Origin of the sequence: Gemella sp. zg-1178 (assembly GCF_018790995.1) — a bacterium.
Classification (GTDB): Bacteria; Bacillota; Bacilli; order Staphylococcales; family Gemellaceae; genus Gemelliphila.
This window is the reverse complement of the sequence record NZ_JAHKEI010000008.1, coordinates 33,799-51,236: the sequence shown is the minus strand read 5'-3', so window position 1 is coordinate 51,236 and position 17,438 is coordinate 33,799. Positions and strand designations below refer to the sequence as shown.

The following is a 17,438-nucleotide window of genomic DNA, read 5'->3' as shown; positions in this document are numbered from 1 at the left end:
TACTCTCAGCAAACGTATGCTCTCTTTAAATATTCTATATGCTACTCATCAATGCTTCTGTCTAATATTAATGAAAAGTATATCACTATATATATTTATTGTCAATACTATTATTTAATTTTCTTAATAGTAAATAATTTTAAAAATTGCAAAGTGTTTAATAAAATAATATAAATAATTACATAATAATATATAAATTCAATTTTAACATTATATTTTAATATAAAATAAGAGCTACACATGTAAAAATAATTTCTAATTTACCTAACATATTAAACTTTATAAAACTAATTCCATGATAAATAAAAAATAAAGTTATAAATATTAATATTATTAATTCTATATTACTTGTGAATATAGAATTAAATTTATAATTATTCCAAAATGTTATATGTCTTACAATTCCCATTTTTGCATCTTTTAAATTATTCCAAATTAATATTGCAAAAGTTAAAAATATTTCTAATAAAGATATTATAAAATATATATTTCTATTTTTCATTTCTTCCTCCCTTAAAATATTTTTTAAATTTAAATATTACAACTTAAATTTAAAATAAATTATTTCAACTGAATTTTCAAGTAATATTACATGTATAAAAATAATTTTTTACAATAATTTACTTTATAAATATTTTAAATAGGGACTACTAATGCAGTCCCTATTATTTTTATTTCCAGTCGTTTTTAGCGTCTGGTTTAGTTGTTTTATCTTTGTTAATATCAACAGGAAGATTTTCTGTCATTTGCCAGTCATTCCATCCTCCGTCATAGAAGTATGTATTAGCACGACCAGTAAGTTCAGTCATAAACCAAGGAATTGTATTTCTCCAACCAGTTCCACAAAACATAGCTATTGTATCATCTGCTTTTATTCCTTGACCAGCCCATAAATTATAAATTTCTTGTGGGTTTCTTAGTGTTCCGTCTGGGTCTAAGTAGTCATCCATATTATTAGCATTTTCTCCAGAGAAACCGAATATAGCTCCTTTTGGTTCTCCAGCTTTTGGAATATAATCATATCCACTTGTTTTTCCTGTGTTCTCATCCCAAGCTCGAATACTTACAAGTTTAATATTTCCTTGTTTTAATCTCTCAGCCATTTCTGTTGCTCTAGAAATTAAGAAATCATTATTTGTCGAAGTTTCTCCAAATTCTGATTCAGGTCTAGGTGTATTAGCATTTTTTTCTACTTCTCCACCAACTTCTTTCCAAGCAGGTAATCCTCCGTTTAAGGATCTTACATCTTTAACTCCTAATATTTTAAGCACTAAGTAAACACGTATTACTCCGTTAGGAGCTTTTCCGTAAAGAACAACTGTTGTGTCTGCTGTAATACATTGTTTTAAAAGATTTTCTTTTATTTTATCTGACGGTAGATAATTACATACTGGTTATTCTTCTACCCAGTCAGTATTAACGTGATAAGAACCTTTGATGTGTTCTTCATTATAATCTTTAGCCTTGTCTAATTCTCCCCAAGAAACTTCAAATACTTTATATTTAGAATTTATACAAGTTTCTGGTGTTTTACCAAAAGTTTTTAAGCATGAAGCAGTTACTAATGTATCAAATTTTGGTTCTGCTACAATTTTATCTTTATTTGCTTCTGTATTTGCAAATGTTTTGTAGTCTTCGAATTTTAATACATCATAACCTATTTTTGCTAATTAGTCAGATACTTTTGTTAAATTTTCTTTATTTGTATAATATAGAACTACTTTTTTATCTTTAGCTATACCTTTATTACTAACGAATTTAGCAAGTTTTGAAGAATTTACTTTTTACTACAAATGACACACTATATTGAATTGCATTTTTTAAATGTCCCTCCATAAGTTACATCTCCATTTGTAAAACCATTAAATGATGAGTCTTAACGAGTGTAAACAAGTTGATAGCTCGTATCAGTTAATGCTTTTGTAAAATCTTCTGAAGTAATTGTTTTTACTTCTTTTACTAGTGTAGTTGTTTTTTGATTGCTACTTTGACTATAACATCCTGTAACAACTAATCCTGCAACCGCTAAAAATGAAATTAATTTTTTATTGTACATTTTGCCTTATGTTCTAACCTAGCACTTATCATTTCTTTTTTTATCCTACTGATGTATAATATCATAAAAATTTTAAAATTTCAATAGTTTGTTTCTATATTTTACGTACGACAGAAGTACATATATGGGTTTCTGCCGATTAATTTTTATTTATTATTCTGAACTTTCTGTGCCAGTATAGTATTATACATTAACATAGTTATCGTCATTGGTCCGACACCACCAGGAACAGGAGATATATGTTTTACTTTTTCTTTAACTTTTTCAAAATCAACATCTCCTACTAATTTATCATCTTTATAATTATTTCCTACATCTATAACAGTTGCTGTGTTTTTATAATTATATTCATCTGTTAAGAAATGTGCTATCCCCACGCAAGATACAATAATATCTGCCCTTGCTATTAATTCTGATAAATTTTTAGTTTTTGAGTGTGCTATCGTTACTGTTGCATTTTTTTGAAGTAACAAACTAGCAACTGGTTTGCCAACAATATTACTTCTACCTATAACTAAAGCATTTTTCCCTTCTATATTTTCTTCTACACTTTCTATTAAACTCATTATTCCTAACGGCGTACATGGAATAAGTTCTGCAGTGCCTAGCGTTAATTTTCCTACGTTTATAGGATTAAAACCATCAACATCTTTTTCTATGGTTATAGCTTCTAATATTTTTTCTGAATTAATATGTTTAGGTAGGGGTAACTGAACTAAAATACCATGCACAGAATTATCATTATTTAATTTTTCTATTTCTTGCAAAAGATTTTCCTCAGAAATATTTTCTGCAAGTTCTATTTTCACAGAATTTATTTTATTTTCTAAGCAGGCCTTGTGCTTAGAATTTACATAACTTCTTGAGGCTCTATTATCTCCTACTAATATTACTGCTAAAGTTGGTATTATTCCCCTATCAAGTAAACTCTGTGCTTGATTTTTTATTTCATTTCTTATTTCACTTGCTATTTTTTTTCCGTCAATTATATAAGTCATTACATCTCCTTAATATTTTTATAATCAAATATTTATAATAAAATTTATTTTTTTATTTTTAATTTTGAAATATTTTCTGTTCCCTTAATTATTCTAATAATATTATCTTTGTGCATATATATTATGAACATACACATAAATACCATTATGTATCTATCAAGTCCGACACCAAATATTCCTATATATAAGGCTCCTAAAAAAGAAATTATAATACTTCCAAGAGACACATAGCCCGTTATAAATAAATTTATAAAAAATATTATTATTAGTGCTAATGCTAGATAAGGATAAAGATACACGAATACAGATGAACCTGTCGCCACAGCCTTACCACCTTTGAAGTTAGCAAATACAGGAAAAATATGTCCTATCATCGCAAAAGCTCCAAATAAGGTTAGATAGGTTACATCTCCTAAAATTTTATTGGCAATAATTAAACTAAGAATACCCTTTAAAAAATCCAAGAAAAAAACTGCAAGTCCTGCTTTTTTACCAAGATTTCTTATCATATTGGTTGTACCTAAATTTCCGCTTCCCATATTTCTAATATCTTTGTTAAAAAATATTTTTCCTATTATCAAAGCAAATGGTATAGAACCAAGCAAGTATGATAATAAGAGTAATAAAAATATCGTCATATACTTTTCCTCTTATCTTATTGTTACACCATATTTTACTAATTCATCTATTACTTGGCTATGAACTTTTGTTATTTCTTCTTCTGTTAAAGTTTTTTCTTTATCATTATAAAATACTGTTATAGCTATAGATTTTTTCCCACTTGGTAAACCTATTCCTTGATAAATATCAAATAATTCTATATTCGTAATTAATTTATTAGGAATATTTTTAATTAACTTTTCAATATTTTTAAATTCATCTTTTTCATCAATCAACATGGCAATATCACGACTAACACGAGGATACTTAGAAATTTCAAAATAAGTTGGTTTAACTTTATCGTTAGATAGTATTTTATCCAAATTAATTTCAAAAACATAAGTTTCTTCTAAGTCTAAGTCTCTAGCATAAGTAGGATGTATTTCTCCAATAAATCCTATTTCTTCATCATTATAAAAAACTTTTGCTGTGCGACCCGGGTGCATTAAATCTATATTTGCTTTTTGGTAGGAAATATTTTCTTGCAATCCTAATTTTACAAATAATAATTCTAAATAGGCTTTAAGGTCATAAAAATCTATTTTTCTTTCTTCTTTTAGCCACTTAGTTACTTGTTCTTTACCAGTTATGGCTCCAGCTATATATAATTCTTCTTGTGGTTGAACATTGTCATCACCACTGCCAAAAAATACCTTACCTATTTCAAGTAATTTTAAATTTTCATTACGACGTGCCTTGTTATAAACTACCGTATTTAATAATCCTGATAACAAAGTTTGACGAAGTGTTGAGTGATTTTCTGACATTGGCATTAATAAAGCAACTTTTTCTTTTTTTGCTAATGTAAATTGACTGGCTTCTTTATCTGATACTAAAGAATAATTTATTGTGTCTGAAAATCCTAAATTCACATATAATTTTCTTATCTCACGCACTAAATTTTGTTTGTATGTTAAACCGCCTTTAGTTGAATTAGAAAATTTTGGTAGGGTTGAAGGTATATTATCATAACCGTATAATCTAGCAACTTCTTCTGCTATATCTTGCTTGATTGTTATATCAGGTCTTCTTGTCGGAACTGTAATTATTAATTCTTCTTCATTTATTTTCACAATAAAATTTAGTGATAAAAGTATATCTGCTATTTCTTTTGTTGTAAGTTTTATACCTATATAATTATTTATGTATGCAGTACTTACTACTATTTCTTTTTCTTTATTTTCTTTTTCTAGTGCTACAATTTTTTCTGGACTTGCCTCAGGGCATAATTCTTTTATTAACTCCACTGCTCTTCCCAGTGCTAGTAATTGTAATTTTGTATCTATTCCTTTTTCAAAACGTGTTGAAGATTCGCTTCTTAAATTATGATATGCTGAAGTTTTTCTTACAGATAATGGAGAAAAATATGCAGACTCTAGCACAATACTTGTTGTTTTTTCTGATATTTCTGTATCTGCTCCGCCCATTACTCCTGCTAAGGCTACTGGAAGAGTACCGTCTGTAATAACTAAGTCTGTTGCTAGTAGTTCTCTTTCTTCTCCATCTAGAGTGATTATTTTTTCATTTTCTTTAGCATTACGAACTAAAATTTTTTCACCTAAAAGATTTTTGTCAAAAGCGTGCATAGGTTGACCATATTCTAATAAAACATAATTAGTAATATCAACAATATTATTAATAGGTCTTATGCCTGCTCTCATTAATTTTGATTGCAACCAAAGTGGAGATTCTTCTATTTTTATATTATTTACTATTTGCCCACAATAAGATAAACAATTTTCACTTTCTATTTCTATATTTAAGTTTGTTGCAGGATAATTTTCATTATTTAAAATTTCTTTGAAATTTGATTTTTTATTATAGAGTGTAGCAACTTCATAAACAATTCCACGTATACTCAAAGCATCTGCCCTATTTGGTGTGATAGAAATATCAATTATTGTATCATTTAAACCTAATAATTCTATAACATCACTACCAACTTGAATAGGCTTATTAAAAACATATATTCCTTCTTGAGAATTTTTAGGAACTACTGAGTTAGATAAACCTAATTCTTTTAAAGAACATATCATACCTTGTGATTCAACGCCACGAAGTTTAGCTTTTTTTATTTTTAAACCTGGTAGTTTTGCTCCTACTTTTGCTACTATAACATATTGACCTTTTGATACGTTGGTTGCTCCACATACTATTTGTAATACTTCATCACCTACATCTACGCTACAAATATTTAATTTTTCTGCATCTGGATGTTTTTCTTTTTCTTTTACATAACCTACTACTAAACCTGATAGGTCTTTATCTAATTTAATTAATTCTTCTACTTCTAAACCACCACGAGTAATTTTATCAGCTAATTTTTCTACACTGTCATCTATATCAATTAATTCTTTTAACCAGTTATAACTAAGTAACATATTATCCTCCTAATTAATCATTTCTTTTACTAACAAATTGTTCTAAAAATCTTACGTCATTTGTATAAAAACTTCTTATATCAGAAATTCCATATTTCAACATAGCGATACGTTCTGGTCCCATTCCAAATGCAAAACCTGAATAAACTTCCGGATCAAAACCTGCCATTTTTAAAACGTTGGGGTGTACCATACCTGCACCTAAAATTTCTAACCATTTTATGTTTTCTTCATCATCTTCATTACCCCAAGAAATATCTACTTCAACAGATGGTTCAGTAAATGGGAAAAAGCTAGGACGCAAACGAATTTTTTTATTTTCTCCAAAAATTGATTTTATTAAATATTCTAAAGTTCCTTTCAAGTCAGAAAAACTTATATTCTTATCAACTACTAATCCCTCTATTTGTGTAAATTGATGTGAGTGAGTAGCATCGTCATTATCACGTCTAAATACTTTACCTGGACAAATAATTTTTACTGGTCCCTTACCTTTTGCCTTTAACATTTCTCTTGCTTGTACAGGAGATGTTTGAGTTCTCATTAAAAGTTCATTAGTTATATAAAATGAATCTTGCATATCTCTTGCTGGATGATTTTTAGGTAAATTTAACATTTCAAAATTAAAATGGTCTGTTTCTACCTCTGGTCCTTCAGCAACAGAATAACCCATAGATATAAATAATTCCTCTATTTCTTCAATAACTTTGTTTAGAGGATTCATTCCTCCCCTATTTATTTTTCGAGAAGGTAGGGTTACGTCTATTTCTTCACTTGCTAATTTCATTTCCGTAGCTTTATTTATTAAATATTCTTTTGTTTCTTCCAAACTATTATTTATATATTCTTTAATTTCATTTACAGCCTTACCAAAAGCTGGTCGTTCTTCAGGAGATAATTTTTTTGCTCCTTTCATAATTTCAGTCAAAGCACCTTTTTTACCTAAAAACTTAACTTTTAAATCATAAAGTGATTTTTCATCTTTTATCTCTTTTACTAAATTTTGATATTCCTCTTTTAATTGTTCTAAATTCATTAAAATTTCTCCTTCTTAAATTTCTTTTTTTAATTTATTTTCTATAATATAAAAATCCCCGCAACAAATATTTGTTACAGGGACGAATAAGTTCGTGGTACCACCCAAGTTCAAGAGTAATTTTTAACTCTCCTTAATTGATTTTTAACGCAAATCAAACGATTGTACTCACCGGCGCTTATACAATTACTCATAAGTTAAAAATACATATCTAGTTTTATAATTCTCTCAGTTATAGAATTATTTCCTGTAAAAACTTTAATATATAACCTCTTAGTCTACGCTTTTATTTTATTATTTTAATTCTTCTCCACTGAGTATGTATTCTAGGAAATAATCTTTTTGCACTTTTATAAAAGTTCCTTTCATACCCAGTGATTTCGATTCAATAATTCCAGCACTTTCTAATTTTCTAAGTGCGTTTACTATTACTGAACGAGTAATCCCTACTCTGTCAGCTATCTTACTAGCTATTAATAAACCTTCTTTACCATCTAATTCTTTAAAAATATGTTCAACCGCTTCTTTTTCAGAATAAGATAGTGAGTTCATAGACATAACTACTAAATCTTTATCGCGTGCAATATTTTTTTCTCTATCCTGATTTTCGTGTAATATTTCAATTCCTACTACCGTTGAAGCATATTCAGCAAGAACAAGATCATCTTCTTCAAAATTTTCTCCAAGTTTACCGATAACAAGAGTTCCAAGTCTTTCGCCAGCACCCCTAACAGGTAAAATTACAGTATAACTTCTTCCGTCAAATCTTTCTTCCTCTTCTATTGGAAAAATAGAAAGTTCATGTCTAAAAGGTATATCAACTTTAGTAGAATAAACTTTAAGAGCCGCATTGATATAATCATTTGTTACACGTCCAGTTTTTATCATATCATCAAGACGCTCATTTGAGTAATCAATACTAGAATCATAACCTAATATTTTTCCATCATTATCTAAAATATATACAACAGAGTCAAGAATTGCGCTAAGTCTCATAGCCATTGCTTCAAAATCAACTTTTGAATGTCTTCCTTCTTGCAAAATAGCACTTATTTTTCTAGTTTTTTGTAATAGACTTGCCATTTTCTCCTCCTATAATTAATTTACTCCCCTAAGATTATACAGTTATTTATATAAAATGTAAATAATTTTTAAAATATTTATTCTATATTTTCTAAAAATTTACTTAAAATTTCTAATGAACGTTCTGCATACTTAGAATATTTTTCTTTTTTATCCTTTATTCTTTCTTCTAAAGGTTTTATTATTCCGAAATTTGCATTAATGGGTTGAAAATTTTTACTCGTATTATCAACGATATAATTTGCCATTGCTCCAATCATTGTTTCAGTTGGAAAAATTATTTCTTTACCTTTAGAATTATTAACGGCATTCAATGCTGCTACAATACCAGATGCGGCACTTTCAACATAACCTTCTACTCCTGTCATTTGCCCTGCAAAATAAATATTTTCTTGCCCTCTTAATTGATAAGTTCTTTTTAAAAGTGTTGGCGAGTTTAAATAAGTATTTCTGTGCATAACACCATAACGAACAATATTTGCATTTTCTAAACCTGGAATAAGATTTATTATTCTTTTTTGTTCTCCCCATTTTAAATGAGTTTGAAAACCCACTATATTATAAAGTGTTCCTTCAGAATTATCTTGACGAAGTTGAACTACTGCATAGGGTCTTTTGCCAGTTGGGTCTTCTAACCCTACCGGTTTCATAGGTCCAAATAATAAAGTTTTTTCTCCACGCTTTGCCATTTCTTCAAAAGGCATACAGCCTTCAAAATATATTTCTTTTTCAAATTCTTTTAAAGGGGCTACTTCTGCCTTGATTAATTCATTATAAAATACTTCAAATTCTTCTTTTGTCATGGGGCAGTTAAGATAGGCTGCCTCTCCTTTATCATAACGAGATTTCAAGTAAACTTTATTCATATCTATCGAATCTTTTTCTACAATAGGTGCCGCCGCATCATAAAAATAAAGTCCTGTTTGTTTTGTATATTTTTTTATTTCTTCTGCTAAAGCATCGGATGTTAAAGGACCAGTTGCTATAATTACTGGAGTGTCTGTCTTAGGTATTTCAGTAATTTCTTTTTCTATTACTGTGATGTTAGAATGATTTTTTATTTTCTCTGTTATCATTTCAGAAAATTTTTTCCTATCTACTGCTAAAGCACCTCCAGCTGGAACTTGTGTAGCATCGGCACAAGAAATAATTAATGAATTTATGCGACGCATTTCTTCTTTTAATAATCCTACTCCGTTTGTCAGTCCATTTGCCCTAAGAGAATTAGAACATACTAATTCTGCAAAATTATTTGTTTTGTGGGCTGGTGTCATTTTTTTAGATCGCATTTCATAAAGTTCAACCTTAATACCTCTTTCTGCTATTTGCCAAGCTGCTTCACTTCCAGCTAAACCTGCTCCTATTACTATTATTTTTTCCATAATTTTCTCTCTTTCTACTTTATAATAAGTTTGAAAATTTTTCTTTTTCCCTATCAATTACTTCTTGTTCATCTTCAAATAAAGTAACCGAACTTTTATTCACTAAATATGTTTTCACACTTTCAAGTGTTAAGTCTATTAAGTCTGAATAATCATCTCGACTTTCATATTCTTCGATTTTTTCTAATTTTGGTTTTGTTTTTGGTGATTTAGGTGTAAATATTGTACAGCAATCTTCAAAAGGCAAATTAGAAATTTCATAAGTTTCTATATCAGTAGCTATCTTAATAATATCAATTTTGTCCATTGTAAGTAGGGGTCTTAGTACAGGTAAATTAGTTACACTGTTAATACAATTCATAGATTCTAATGTTTGACTAGCCACTTGTCCTAAAGACTCTCCTGTGGCAAGAGCTAAGCACCCTTCTTTTTTTGCAATTAGTTCTGATATTCTAAGCATAAAACGTCTTGTAGAAGTCATAGTGTAATTCGAGGGTATTCTTTTTACTATTTCAGTTTGAAGTTTTGTAAAATTAACTACATGTACTTTTACCGTACCTACCGTTTGACTAAGTTTTTTTGATAAACTAAATATTTTTTCAAGGGCTTCATTAGACGTAAATGGTGGTGATTGAAAATGAATCATATCTACTTCTACTCCCTTAACCTGTAACATGTGGGCTGCAACTGGGGAATCTATCCCTCCAGATAATAACAACAAAGCTTTAGAAGATGTATTCGCAGGAAAACCACCCAAGCCTTTTAGAAAATCTGTAAAAATAAATATACCCTCACTTCTTACTTCGACATTTATTACAAAATCAGGATTTTTTACATCTACTTTTAAATTACTATAATTTGTTAAAACATGGCTACCAAAAATATTATTTAGTTCATTTGTATTCTTATGAAAATTTTTATTCGGACGTTTTGTTTGTATTTTAAACTTATATTCTTTATCAAGTTTACTTTGTAATAATATATCTATTTTTTTCTCGGCTTCATCTATTTCTAAAGGTGATTTAATAACAGGAGAAAATGTGTGAATACCTGGTATTTTTTTAAATACAGCTAACATTCCAGATAAATATTCATTATTATCTAAGTGAATATACATTCTATCTCTTTTTGTCTGAATATGATAACCCTTAAATTCTTTAAAATTTAATTTTATATTTTTTGTTAGTTTTTTTAAAAATTCATTTCTATTTCCTGATTTTAGAGTTAATTCTCCATACCTAACTATAATATGACTATATTCCACTTTCTATTACCTCTTTAAATTGCTTATATTTTTCTTTAAATAATTCAACAAATTTTTCTATTTCTTGCATATTTGTAAAATATGAAAAACTTATTCTGATACTTCCCTTGATATTATCTTCATCTAATCCACGGGCATTTAAAGCTTCATTTACATTAAATTTTTTAGATGAGCAAGCACTGGTTGTCGAAATCATTATTCCCTCATCATTTAAAGCATTGATTATAGCTTCGCCTTTTATTTTTGGTAGACTTATATTTACTATCGAATCAACATAAGTATCAGCTAAGGGAGAATTTATCTCGACATATTCTAGTTTTGATAATTCTTCTACTAGATATTTTTTAAAATTTTTATGATTATTTTTTATTGTTTCTATTTGTTCTGCATACAGACGCATAGCCTTAGCCATGGCGACTATACTAGGTAAATTCACTGTACCGTTTCGTAAATTATCTTCTTGACCCCCACCAAAATTAATATTTTGAATGGCTCTCCTAGATTTTATATAGAGTAAACCAATTCCTTTTAAACCATGAAATTTATGGGCAGAAATTGAATAACTGTCTATTTCATCAAGATTAATTTTATCCTTAATCACACCTTGTACACCGTCTACATGAAAATGTACTTTGGGATAATCTTTTAAAATTTCTATTATTTCTGAAATTGGTTGTATAGCTCCAAAAACATTATTAACCTGCATTACGCTAAGTAAAACTGTATCCTTACTAAGTAATTTTTTTAGATGTTCTAAATCTATTTTTCCATTTGGAAGAATTTTTATATAATCTAATTTAAAACCTTGATTTTCTAAAGAACGAAAGGTTTCTAATACTGACGGATGTTCTATTTTAGAAGTTATAATGTGTTTGCCAAAATCTTTTTTATGCAGAGCAACACCTAGTATGGCTATATTATTACTTTCTGTTGCTCCAGAAGTAAAATAAATATTGTTACTTTTTATTTTAAGAATATCTGCTATTTGATTTCTACTAGCTTCTAATAGCTTAGCATTTGTTTTGCCATAACTATTTATACTTGCAGTGTTACCATAATAATTTTTATTGACTTCTATAAATGTTTCTAATACTTCTTTAAAGGGTTTTGTAGTAGCCGCATTATCCAAATATATCAAAACTTTATTCTCCTTTATTCAAAATATAAGTATCTTAAAAGATAGCATGACTATTCTTAAGATACTTTTAAAATATTACAATTCATTATTTACCACATCTTTTAATATTTGGTCCCATTTTGGTAAATATCTATCCATTCTAACAGCTCTATCACTATCTGAACGCAATACATTATGTGTGCTAGATGCAGTTAGTAGCAACTGACCATCAATATAGGCTTCATAATTAAATATTGATTTTATACCATTATGCTTAGCTAATGTTGTCTTGATAAATAAGTCCTTATTTTGTAATTTTATATTATTTTTTATGTATATTCTTATTTCAATATCCGTATAGTAGAAACCATAATTTCCTAAAGAATCAATATCTATTCCCAAACTATTTAAAAAATATTTTCTTGCTAGTGTTAGCCATTCATAAATATATTTATTATCTAAATAATCGTATTTATTAAAAAATTTTTTCTCTAGTTTGAATTTTATAGTTTTTTCGTACATTTTTGATTCTCCTTGTCTATAATATTTTGAATTGATTTCATTATTTCATTAGTTATGTCGTCATGTTTATAGCCATGTTTTTTTAAATCGGCTGTATCTATCACATCACCAATTACTATCTTAATCTTTGAAAAAATTCTAAAATTTTTCTCGGGGATAATAGCAAAAGTTAAAACTTTAGCTTCTGCTCTTGTCGATATTAAAGATACACCATTATGAGCCTTGCCTAATTTTAAATCTTTTGCGTAAGAGCGAGTACCTTCTGGAAAAATACCAATATTATCTCCATTTTTTAAGGCTGATATTGCTTCTGTTATACAAGCTCTGTCAAAAGTTCCCCTTTTTACAGGAATAGCATTTGTAGATTGTAGAAAGTTTTTTAATAAGGGTACCCTAAATAATTCTTCTTTTGCAATAAAGCGAATTTTATTTTCAAAAAAGGGAACAAATAGCAAGGGGTCGTGATTACTTAAATGATTACCAGATATTACCATTCCTTTGGAATTTTCTAGTTTTCCCTTATTGACAACTTCTACTTTATAAAAAATTTTATAATAAAGAGTTAGAGAAAATTTTACAAACTTATACACTTTGTTACCTCGTATTTTTTTAAAATAATATTTTTTATTTTATCTACTACCTCATCTATGGTAAATTCAGTTGTATCTATTTTTATTGCATCTTCTACCATAATTAAGGGAGCTATATCACGATTTTCATCTTGATAATCACGCTGGGAAATTTGTTTTTGTATTTCTTCTATACTTATATCGCTACAATTACCAGATTTTAGCATTTCCTTATATCTTCTATTAGCTCTTTCTTCTACTGAAGCTGTAAGATAGATTTTTACATTGGCATTGGGTAAGACTACCGATCCTATGTCCCTGCCATCCATTATAACATTACAACTATTAGCCAAACCTCTTTGAACATTTATAAGAAAATCTCTAACATTCTTACTTTTAGCAAATAATGATGTGTAAGTAGATACTTCTGACGTTCTAATTTTATCTGTAACATCTTGTTCATTTATTTCTTGCTTCTGAACAAAATCATCAAAGTAAACTTTTATTTTTGTATTATCTAAAATTTTTTTAATTTTTTCTTCATTTAATTCTTTTAAACCTTGAATTAAAAAATTATAGGTTAATGAACGGTATAAGGCTCCTGTGTCAACATAATTAAATGCTAATTCCTTGGCTACTCTTTTTGTTATTGTACTTTTACCAGAACCAGCAGGACCGTCAATAGCTACTGCAAAAAACATAAATATTACTCCTTAATAAATATATCCATACCATTATACTATAAACTATAAGTAAATGCTAATTCTAATATTTTAATAATAAAAAGTTCTATTTCTGTCTACCTATTTCAAAATAAAAAATATAATTTTTGAATTTAGCAAACAAAATAAAACTTTTTAAAATAAATGAAAAATTTTAAACAAAATGGCAACTAATAAGGCTGGTAACATATTTCCAACTTTTACATTAGTTTTAAAGAGCATATTACTTCCCAAACAAAAAATCATTATAGAACCTAGAGTTGAAATTCCAACCATAATATCTTGTGTGAAATAGTCGGCAATAAAAAATGATAATAATGTTATTGTCCCTTGATAGCAGAAAACTGCAAGAGCAGAAAATATTACACCAAAACCTAACATAGATGCAAAAATCATAGAAGTAATACCATCGAGCATTGCTTTATTGTAAAGAATACTCGGGTCATGATTTATTCCATCAGCAATAGAACCTAAAATCCCCATAGCTCCTATACAAAATATTAAAGAAGTTGTTACAAATCCTTCAACAAAATTATTATCGCCCTTACTACTTACTTTTGATTTTAAATAAAAACCAAACTTTTCAAAATATTTTTCTATATCAATTACTTCTCCAACAATTACACCAAGCACTAACGCAATAGTTATAACCATTGTACTCTTTGATTTAATAATACTATTATCAATAAAAAATATATTTTCTAAAAATCCAATAAGACCCATTAACAAAACAGACAGTCCCATTATTTTTAGTATAGAATTTTTTATTCTATCTGGTATCCCATTTTTTAAAAATAAACCTAATACTCCTCCTGTAATAATTGCTAAAGTATTTACTAGCGTTCCAATTCCTATCAAAATATCACCTCCAACTTATAAATAATCATTATAGCATAAATGAATTTTTTTCGTAAGAAAAATTTTAAAAAATTTATTCGCTATAAAAATAAAATTAGTATAAAATTAATGCTTCTTTGGCAAATACGTTGACTAAAAAAGATTACAAAAAATATTTTTTCTTGTATAAATATAAAAATACTTATTATAATTCTTAGCTCATAAAATAAAACGTGACAAACATTACAAAAACATAATAACTTAGTGAAAAATGTTAATAACGGTAAAAACACACAAAGATAAATGTGAGTTATAAATTATTAAATTAAATAATAGAAAGAATATAGAATTATTAAGAAATTACGAATTTCCACTAGAATAATAGCAGAAATTTTAAGACTTCAGCATTTTACAATATTTAGGATATATAAACCAAGTTATGAAGATATAAAAGCAGAGAAAAACAAAAAATATAAATCAGCATTGAGGTAAGAAAAATTAATAAACAATTTAATGGAAATTAACAATAGACTTAGAAAATATCTAAACTATCAAACTTCATTTTATATATTTATAGGCGAACTTAGTTTACTTTAAGTTGTAGTCATATTTTTTGTTTTAGTATTAAAAAAAGCAACTCAAAAGAGTTGCTTAGGTAATATCTAATTATTTTACGTCTAGAACTTGTTTACCTTTATACATACCAGTTTTTCTATCAATACGATGACCCATTACATAGTTACCACTTTGAGCATCTAAAGTAATAGCTGGTGAAGATAATTTTTTATGTGTTCTTCTTTTTCTTTTAGCTGTTTTCGATGTTCTTCTAAAAGGAACTGCCATAGTTAACTTCCTCCATATAATTTAATTCTGAGAATTAGCTTTCTTTAAACATATCACTTAAAGCAGAAAAAGGATTTTCCTTTTTCTTTTCTTCAATATAATCATCAGATATTAATTTCCAATCTTTACCACTACTATATTCTATTTCTTCATTTTCTAAATAATAATTTAGCGGGGCGTTCAAAATTATTAGTTCAGTAACAAGATGACTTATATCAATAAATCTATCCATAACATTAACATCATAATCTTCATCACCATATAGAAATGACTTATCAATAAATTCCTCTCTTTCTTCTATATCAAAAGGAACAGAAATTATATTCATAGTCCTACTAGAATAAACATTATAAGTTCCTGTGATAAGCAAATCGACAAAAATTTTATCTTGACCGTTTCTTGTGAGAACTCCACTAATTTTTATATTATCTATACTACTTATAGCGGGAGTAAAATTTTCAATATTGATATCTAATTCTTCTTCAAAAATAAATTTATCACTATTATCTTTGAATAAAGAAGATCTTAACCATTTCATTAAATATCACCTCATAAACACAATCATCATTATAACTTATAATTATATTTATGTCAACATAAAAAGTTTACACTTGTTTTTATATTTAAAGTTCGTTAAAAAATATTTTTTATTACTTGAAATAAATTATTTTTTATATTAATATATATGAATACAAAATAAAAATTAAAAAGGAATAATCTTTTATGTCTAATTCCGAACTATTCAAGTTGGATGGTAATCCTAGTTTTAGTAAATCTCTACCCATATCTATTCAACACGTCCTTGCAATGATAATTGGTAATATAGCACCAGCTATTATAATTGCTCAGAGTATTGGGTTGAAACCAGCACAAATTACAGAGATGGTGCAGTCCTCTATGATTTGTGCTGGACTTGCAACAATATTACAAATATATGGTATTTGGAAATTTGGTGCTAGACTTCCAATAGTTATGGGTACTAACTTTGCATTCGTTCCTGTCATTATTACTATAAACTCTAACTATGGATTTTCTTCAGTCTTTGGTGCCTGCTTAGTAGGAAGTATTTTCTTAGTTTTCTTTGGATTATTTATAGAAAAAATTATAAAATATTTCCCTCCAATAGTTACAGGTACAACAGTTCTTTCTATGGGAATTTCACTTTATCCCGTAGCTATTTCTTATATGGCTGGAGTATCAAACACACAAGAATATGGAAATCTTACTAACTGGGCTGTTGCTATTATAACCTTAGTAGTAGTCTTAGCTATCGACCATTTTGGAAAAGGATATATAAAAATACTTAGTATTCTTATAGGAATAGTTGTTGGATATTTATTATCTTTTGCTTTTGGTTTGGTTGATTTTTCTGCAGTTTCTTCTGCACCTTACCTATCATATCCTAAAGTTTTACCATTAGGTATAGAGTTTCACACTGGAGCAATTATTACTATGATAGTTATGTATCTAGTAACATCTATACAAGTTATTGGGGACGTGTCATCTCTTACAGTAGGTGCAATTAACAGGGAAGCTAGTAAAAATGAAGTATCAGGAGCCTTAATGAGTAAAGAGCTTAGTGGTTTTCTAACTGCTATTTTAGGTGGTTTACCTTCTTCATCTTTTGCACAAAATATTGGAATTATTAGTATTACTAAAGTTGTTAGTAAAAAAGTAGTTACTATTGCTGGTATTATTATCTTAGCACTAGGATTTTTCCCTAAATTTTCTTCTATTATGACAACTATTCCATATCCTGTTTTAGGAGGAGCTACTCTATCAGTATTTTCAATAATTACTATCAACGGTATAAAATTGATAAGTAGAGAAAAAATGAAAAATAGAAATGCAGGTATTCTTGGTATATCTCTAGCATTTGGACTAGGACTAACAACTGTCCCAGCAACGCTAGCAAAAACACCTTTAGCTTTCTAAACATTTATAGGTAGTTCACCTATAATAATCGCA

The 17,438-nt window shown here is 27.8% G+C and carries 19 protein-coding genes; 2 read left to right on the top strand and 17 right to left on the bottom strand.

Annotated features, from left to right (window positions below; translation table 11 throughout):
• Positions 1–217 precede the first annotated feature (217 nt).
• Entirely contained in the window at positions 218–502 is a 285-nt protein-coding gene (locus KMP12_RS03490; protein ID WP_215756356.1) for a hypothetical protein, read from the bottom strand.
• A 169-nt stretch (positions 503–671) separates the two neighbouring features.
• Positions 672–1,337 (bottom strand): sulfurtransferase, encoded by a 666-nt coding sequence (locus KMP12_RS07820; RefSeq protein ID WP_371821660.1) that lies wholly within the window; start codon positions 1,335–1,337, stop codon positions 672–674.
• Positions 1,338–1,464: 127 nt separating this feature from the next.
• Between KMP12_RS07820 and KMP12_RS07525 the strand changes: the two genes are divergently transcribed.
• Positions 1,465–1,632: a hypothetical protein gene (locus KMP12_RS07525; protein ID WP_252344685.1), complete on the top strand. Its 168-nt coding sequence runs from the start codon at positions 1,465–1,467 to the stop codon at positions 1,630–1,632.
• A gap of 244 nt (positions 1,633–1,876) precedes the next feature.
• Here the strand turns inward: KMP12_RS07525 and KMP12_RS07520 are convergent, their stop codons facing one another.
• The 15 genes from KMP12_RS07520 to KMP12_RS03415 form a co-directional block, all read right to left on the bottom strand.
• A complete protein-coding gene (locus tag KMP12_RS07520) occupies positions 1,877–2,056 on the bottom strand; it encodes a hypothetical protein (RefSeq protein WP_252344684.1) in 180 nt (59 codons plus the stop codon).
• A 146-nt stretch (positions 2,057–2,202) separates the two neighbouring features.
• Positions 2,203–3,054, bottom strand: a complete 852-nt coding sequence (locus tag KMP12_RS03480) for a bifunctional 5,10-methylenetetrahydrofolate dehydrogenase/5,10-methenyltetrahydrofolate cyclohydrolase (RefSeq protein WP_215756355.1) — start codon at positions 3,052–3,054, stop codon at positions 2,203–2,205.
• A 44-nt stretch (positions 3,055–3,098) separates the two neighbouring features.
• A complete protein-coding gene (plsY, locus tag KMP12_RS03475) occupies positions 3,099–3,692 on the bottom strand; it encodes a glycerol-3-phosphate 1-O-acyltransferase PlsY (protein WP_215756354.1) in 594 nt (197 codons plus the stop codon).
• A 12-nt stretch (positions 3,693–3,704) separates the two neighbouring features.
• Entirely contained in the window at positions 3,705–6,095 is a 2,391-nt protein-coding gene (gene pheT / locus KMP12_RS03470; protein ID WP_215756353.1) for a phenylalanine--tRNA ligase subunit beta, read from the bottom strand.
• 13 nt (positions 6,096–6,108) lie between these two features.
• The gene (pheS, locus tag KMP12_RS03465; RefSeq protein WP_252344683.1) at positions 6,109–7,131 is read right to left on the bottom strand and encodes a phenylalanine--tRNA ligase subunit alpha; all 1,023 of its coding nucleotides are present in this window, start codon (positions 7,129–7,131) and stop codon (positions 6,109–6,111) included.
• 294 nt (positions 7,132–7,425) lie between these two features.
• Complete coding sequence (gene codY / locus KMP12_RS03460) at positions 7,426–8,214, bottom strand: GTP-sensing pleiotropic transcriptional regulator CodY (RefSeq protein ID WP_215756352.1); 789 nt, start codon at positions 8,212–8,214, stop codon at positions 7,426–7,428.
• A 77-nt stretch (positions 8,215–8,291) separates the two neighbouring features.
• Positions 8,292–9,599 carry an FADH(2)-oxidizing methylenetetrahydrofolate--tRNA-(uracil(54)-C(5))-methyltransferase TrmFO gene (trmFO, locus tag KMP12_RS03455; protein WP_215756379.1) on the bottom strand — a complete coding sequence of 436 codons (1,308 nt, stop codon included), beginning with the start codon at positions 9,597–9,599 and terminating at the stop codon, positions 8,292–8,294.
• A 16-nt stretch (positions 9,600–9,615) separates the two neighbouring features.
• Positions 9,616–10,860 (bottom strand): tRNA uracil 4-sulfurtransferase ThiI, encoded by a 1,245-nt coding sequence (gene thiI / locus KMP12_RS03450; RefSeq protein ID WP_215756351.1) that lies wholly within the window; start codon positions 10,858–10,860, stop codon positions 9,616–9,618.
• Positions 10,850–11,998, bottom strand: a complete 1,149-nt coding sequence (locus KMP12_RS03445; RefSeq protein WP_215756350.1) for a cysteine desulfurase family protein — start codon at positions 11,996–11,998, stop codon at positions 10,850–10,852. The genes thiI and KMP12_RS03445 overlap by 11 nt, the downstream gene beginning before the upstream one ends.
• A 75-nt stretch (positions 11,999–12,073) precedes the next feature.
• A complete protein-coding gene (locus tag KMP12_RS03440; protein ID WP_215756349.1) occupies positions 12,074–12,499 on the bottom strand; it encodes an acyl-CoA thioesterase family protein in 426 nt (141 codons plus the stop codon).
• Positions 12,481–13,089, bottom strand: a complete 609-nt coding sequence (locus KMP12_RS03435; RefSeq protein WP_215756348.1) for a lysophospholipid acyltransferase family protein — start codon at positions 13,087–13,089, stop codon at positions 12,481–12,483. Before KMP12_RS03435 ends, KMP12_RS03440 begins: the two co-directional genes overlap by 19 nt.
• Positions 13,074–13,769 carry a (d)CMP kinase gene (gene cmk, locus KMP12_RS03430; protein ID WP_215756347.1) on the bottom strand — a complete coding sequence of 232 codons (696 nt, stop codon included), beginning with the start codon at positions 13,767–13,769 and terminating at the stop codon, positions 13,074–13,076. The genes KMP12_RS03435 and cmk overlap by 16 nt, the downstream gene beginning before the upstream one ends.
• Positions 13,770–13,925: 156 nt before the next feature.
• Positions 13,926–14,648, bottom strand: coding sequence for a DUF554 domain-containing protein (locus KMP12_RS03425; RefSeq protein ID WP_215756346.1), 723 nt, complete (start codon positions 14,646–14,648; stop codon positions 13,926–13,928).
• A gap of 645 nt (positions 14,649–15,293) precedes the next feature.
• On the bottom strand, positions 15,294–15,470 hold the full coding sequence (gene rpmF / locus KMP12_RS03420; RefSeq protein WP_215756345.1) for a 50S ribosomal protein L32: 177 nt from the start codon (positions 15,468–15,470) through the stop codon (positions 15,294–15,296).
• 34 nt (positions 15,471–15,504) lie between these two features.
• Positions 15,505–16,008: a YceD family protein gene (locus KMP12_RS03415; protein ID WP_215756344.1), complete on the bottom strand. Its 504-nt coding sequence runs from the start codon at positions 16,006–16,008 to the stop codon at positions 15,505–15,507.
• Between the two features lie 185 nt (positions 16,009–16,193).
• Here KMP12_RS03415 and KMP12_RS03410 point away from each other — a divergent pair, with 185 nt between their 5' ends.
• Positions 16,194–17,405 (top strand): uracil-xanthine permease family protein, encoded by a 1,212-nt coding sequence (locus tag KMP12_RS03410; RefSeq protein ID WP_215756343.1) that lies wholly within the window; start codon positions 16,194–16,196, stop codon positions 17,403–17,405.
• Positions 17,406–17,438: the final 33 nt, after the last annotated feature.

Bases quoted from the DNA above. Each gene is read 5' to 3' on its own strand.
- KMP12_RS03490 (WP_215756356.1), bottom strand. From the start codon at position 502: ATGAAAAATAGAAATATATATTTTATAATATCTTTATTAGAAATATTT.
- KMP12_RS07520 (WP_252344684.1), bottom strand. From the start codon at position 2,056: ATGTACAATAAAAAATTAATTTCATTTTTAGCGGTTGCAGGATTAGTT.
- KMP12_RS03480 (WP_215756355.1), bottom strand. From the start codon at position 3,054: ATGACTTATATAATTGACGGAAAAAAAATAGCAAGTGAAATAAGAAAT.
- plsY (WP_215756354.1), bottom strand. From the start codon at position 3,692: ATGACGATATTTTTATTACTCTTATTATCATACTTGCTTGGTTCTATA.
- pheT (WP_215756353.1), bottom strand. From the start codon at position 6,095: ATGTTACTTAGTTATAACTGGTTAAAAGAATTAATTGATATAGATGAC.
- pheS (WP_252344683.1), bottom strand. From the start codon at position 7,131: ATGAATTTAGAACAATTAAAAGAGGAATATCAAAATTTAGTAAAAGAG.
- codY (WP_215756352.1), bottom strand. From the start codon at position 8,214: ATGGCAAGTCTATTACAAAAAACTAGAAAAATAAGTGCTATTTTGCAA.
- KMP12_RS03440 (WP_215756349.1), bottom strand. From the start codon at position 12,499: ATGTACGAAAAAACTATAAAATTCAAACTAGAGAAAAAATTTTTTAAT.
- cmk (WP_215756347.1), bottom strand. From the start codon at position 13,769: ATGTTTTTTGCAGTAGCTATTGACGGTCCTGCTGGTTCTGGTAAAAGT.
- rpmF (WP_215756345.1), bottom strand. From the start codon at position 15,470: ATGGCAGTTCCTTTTAGAAGAACATCGAAAACAGCTAAAAGAAAAAGA.
- KMP12_RS03415 (WP_215756344.1), bottom strand. From the start codon at position 16,008: ATGAAATGGTTAAGATCTTCTTTATTCAAAGATAATAGTGATAAATTT.
- KMP12_RS03410 (WP_215756343.1), top strand. From the start codon at position 16,194: ATGTCTAATTCCGAACTATTCAAGTTGGATGGTAATCCTAGTTTTAGT.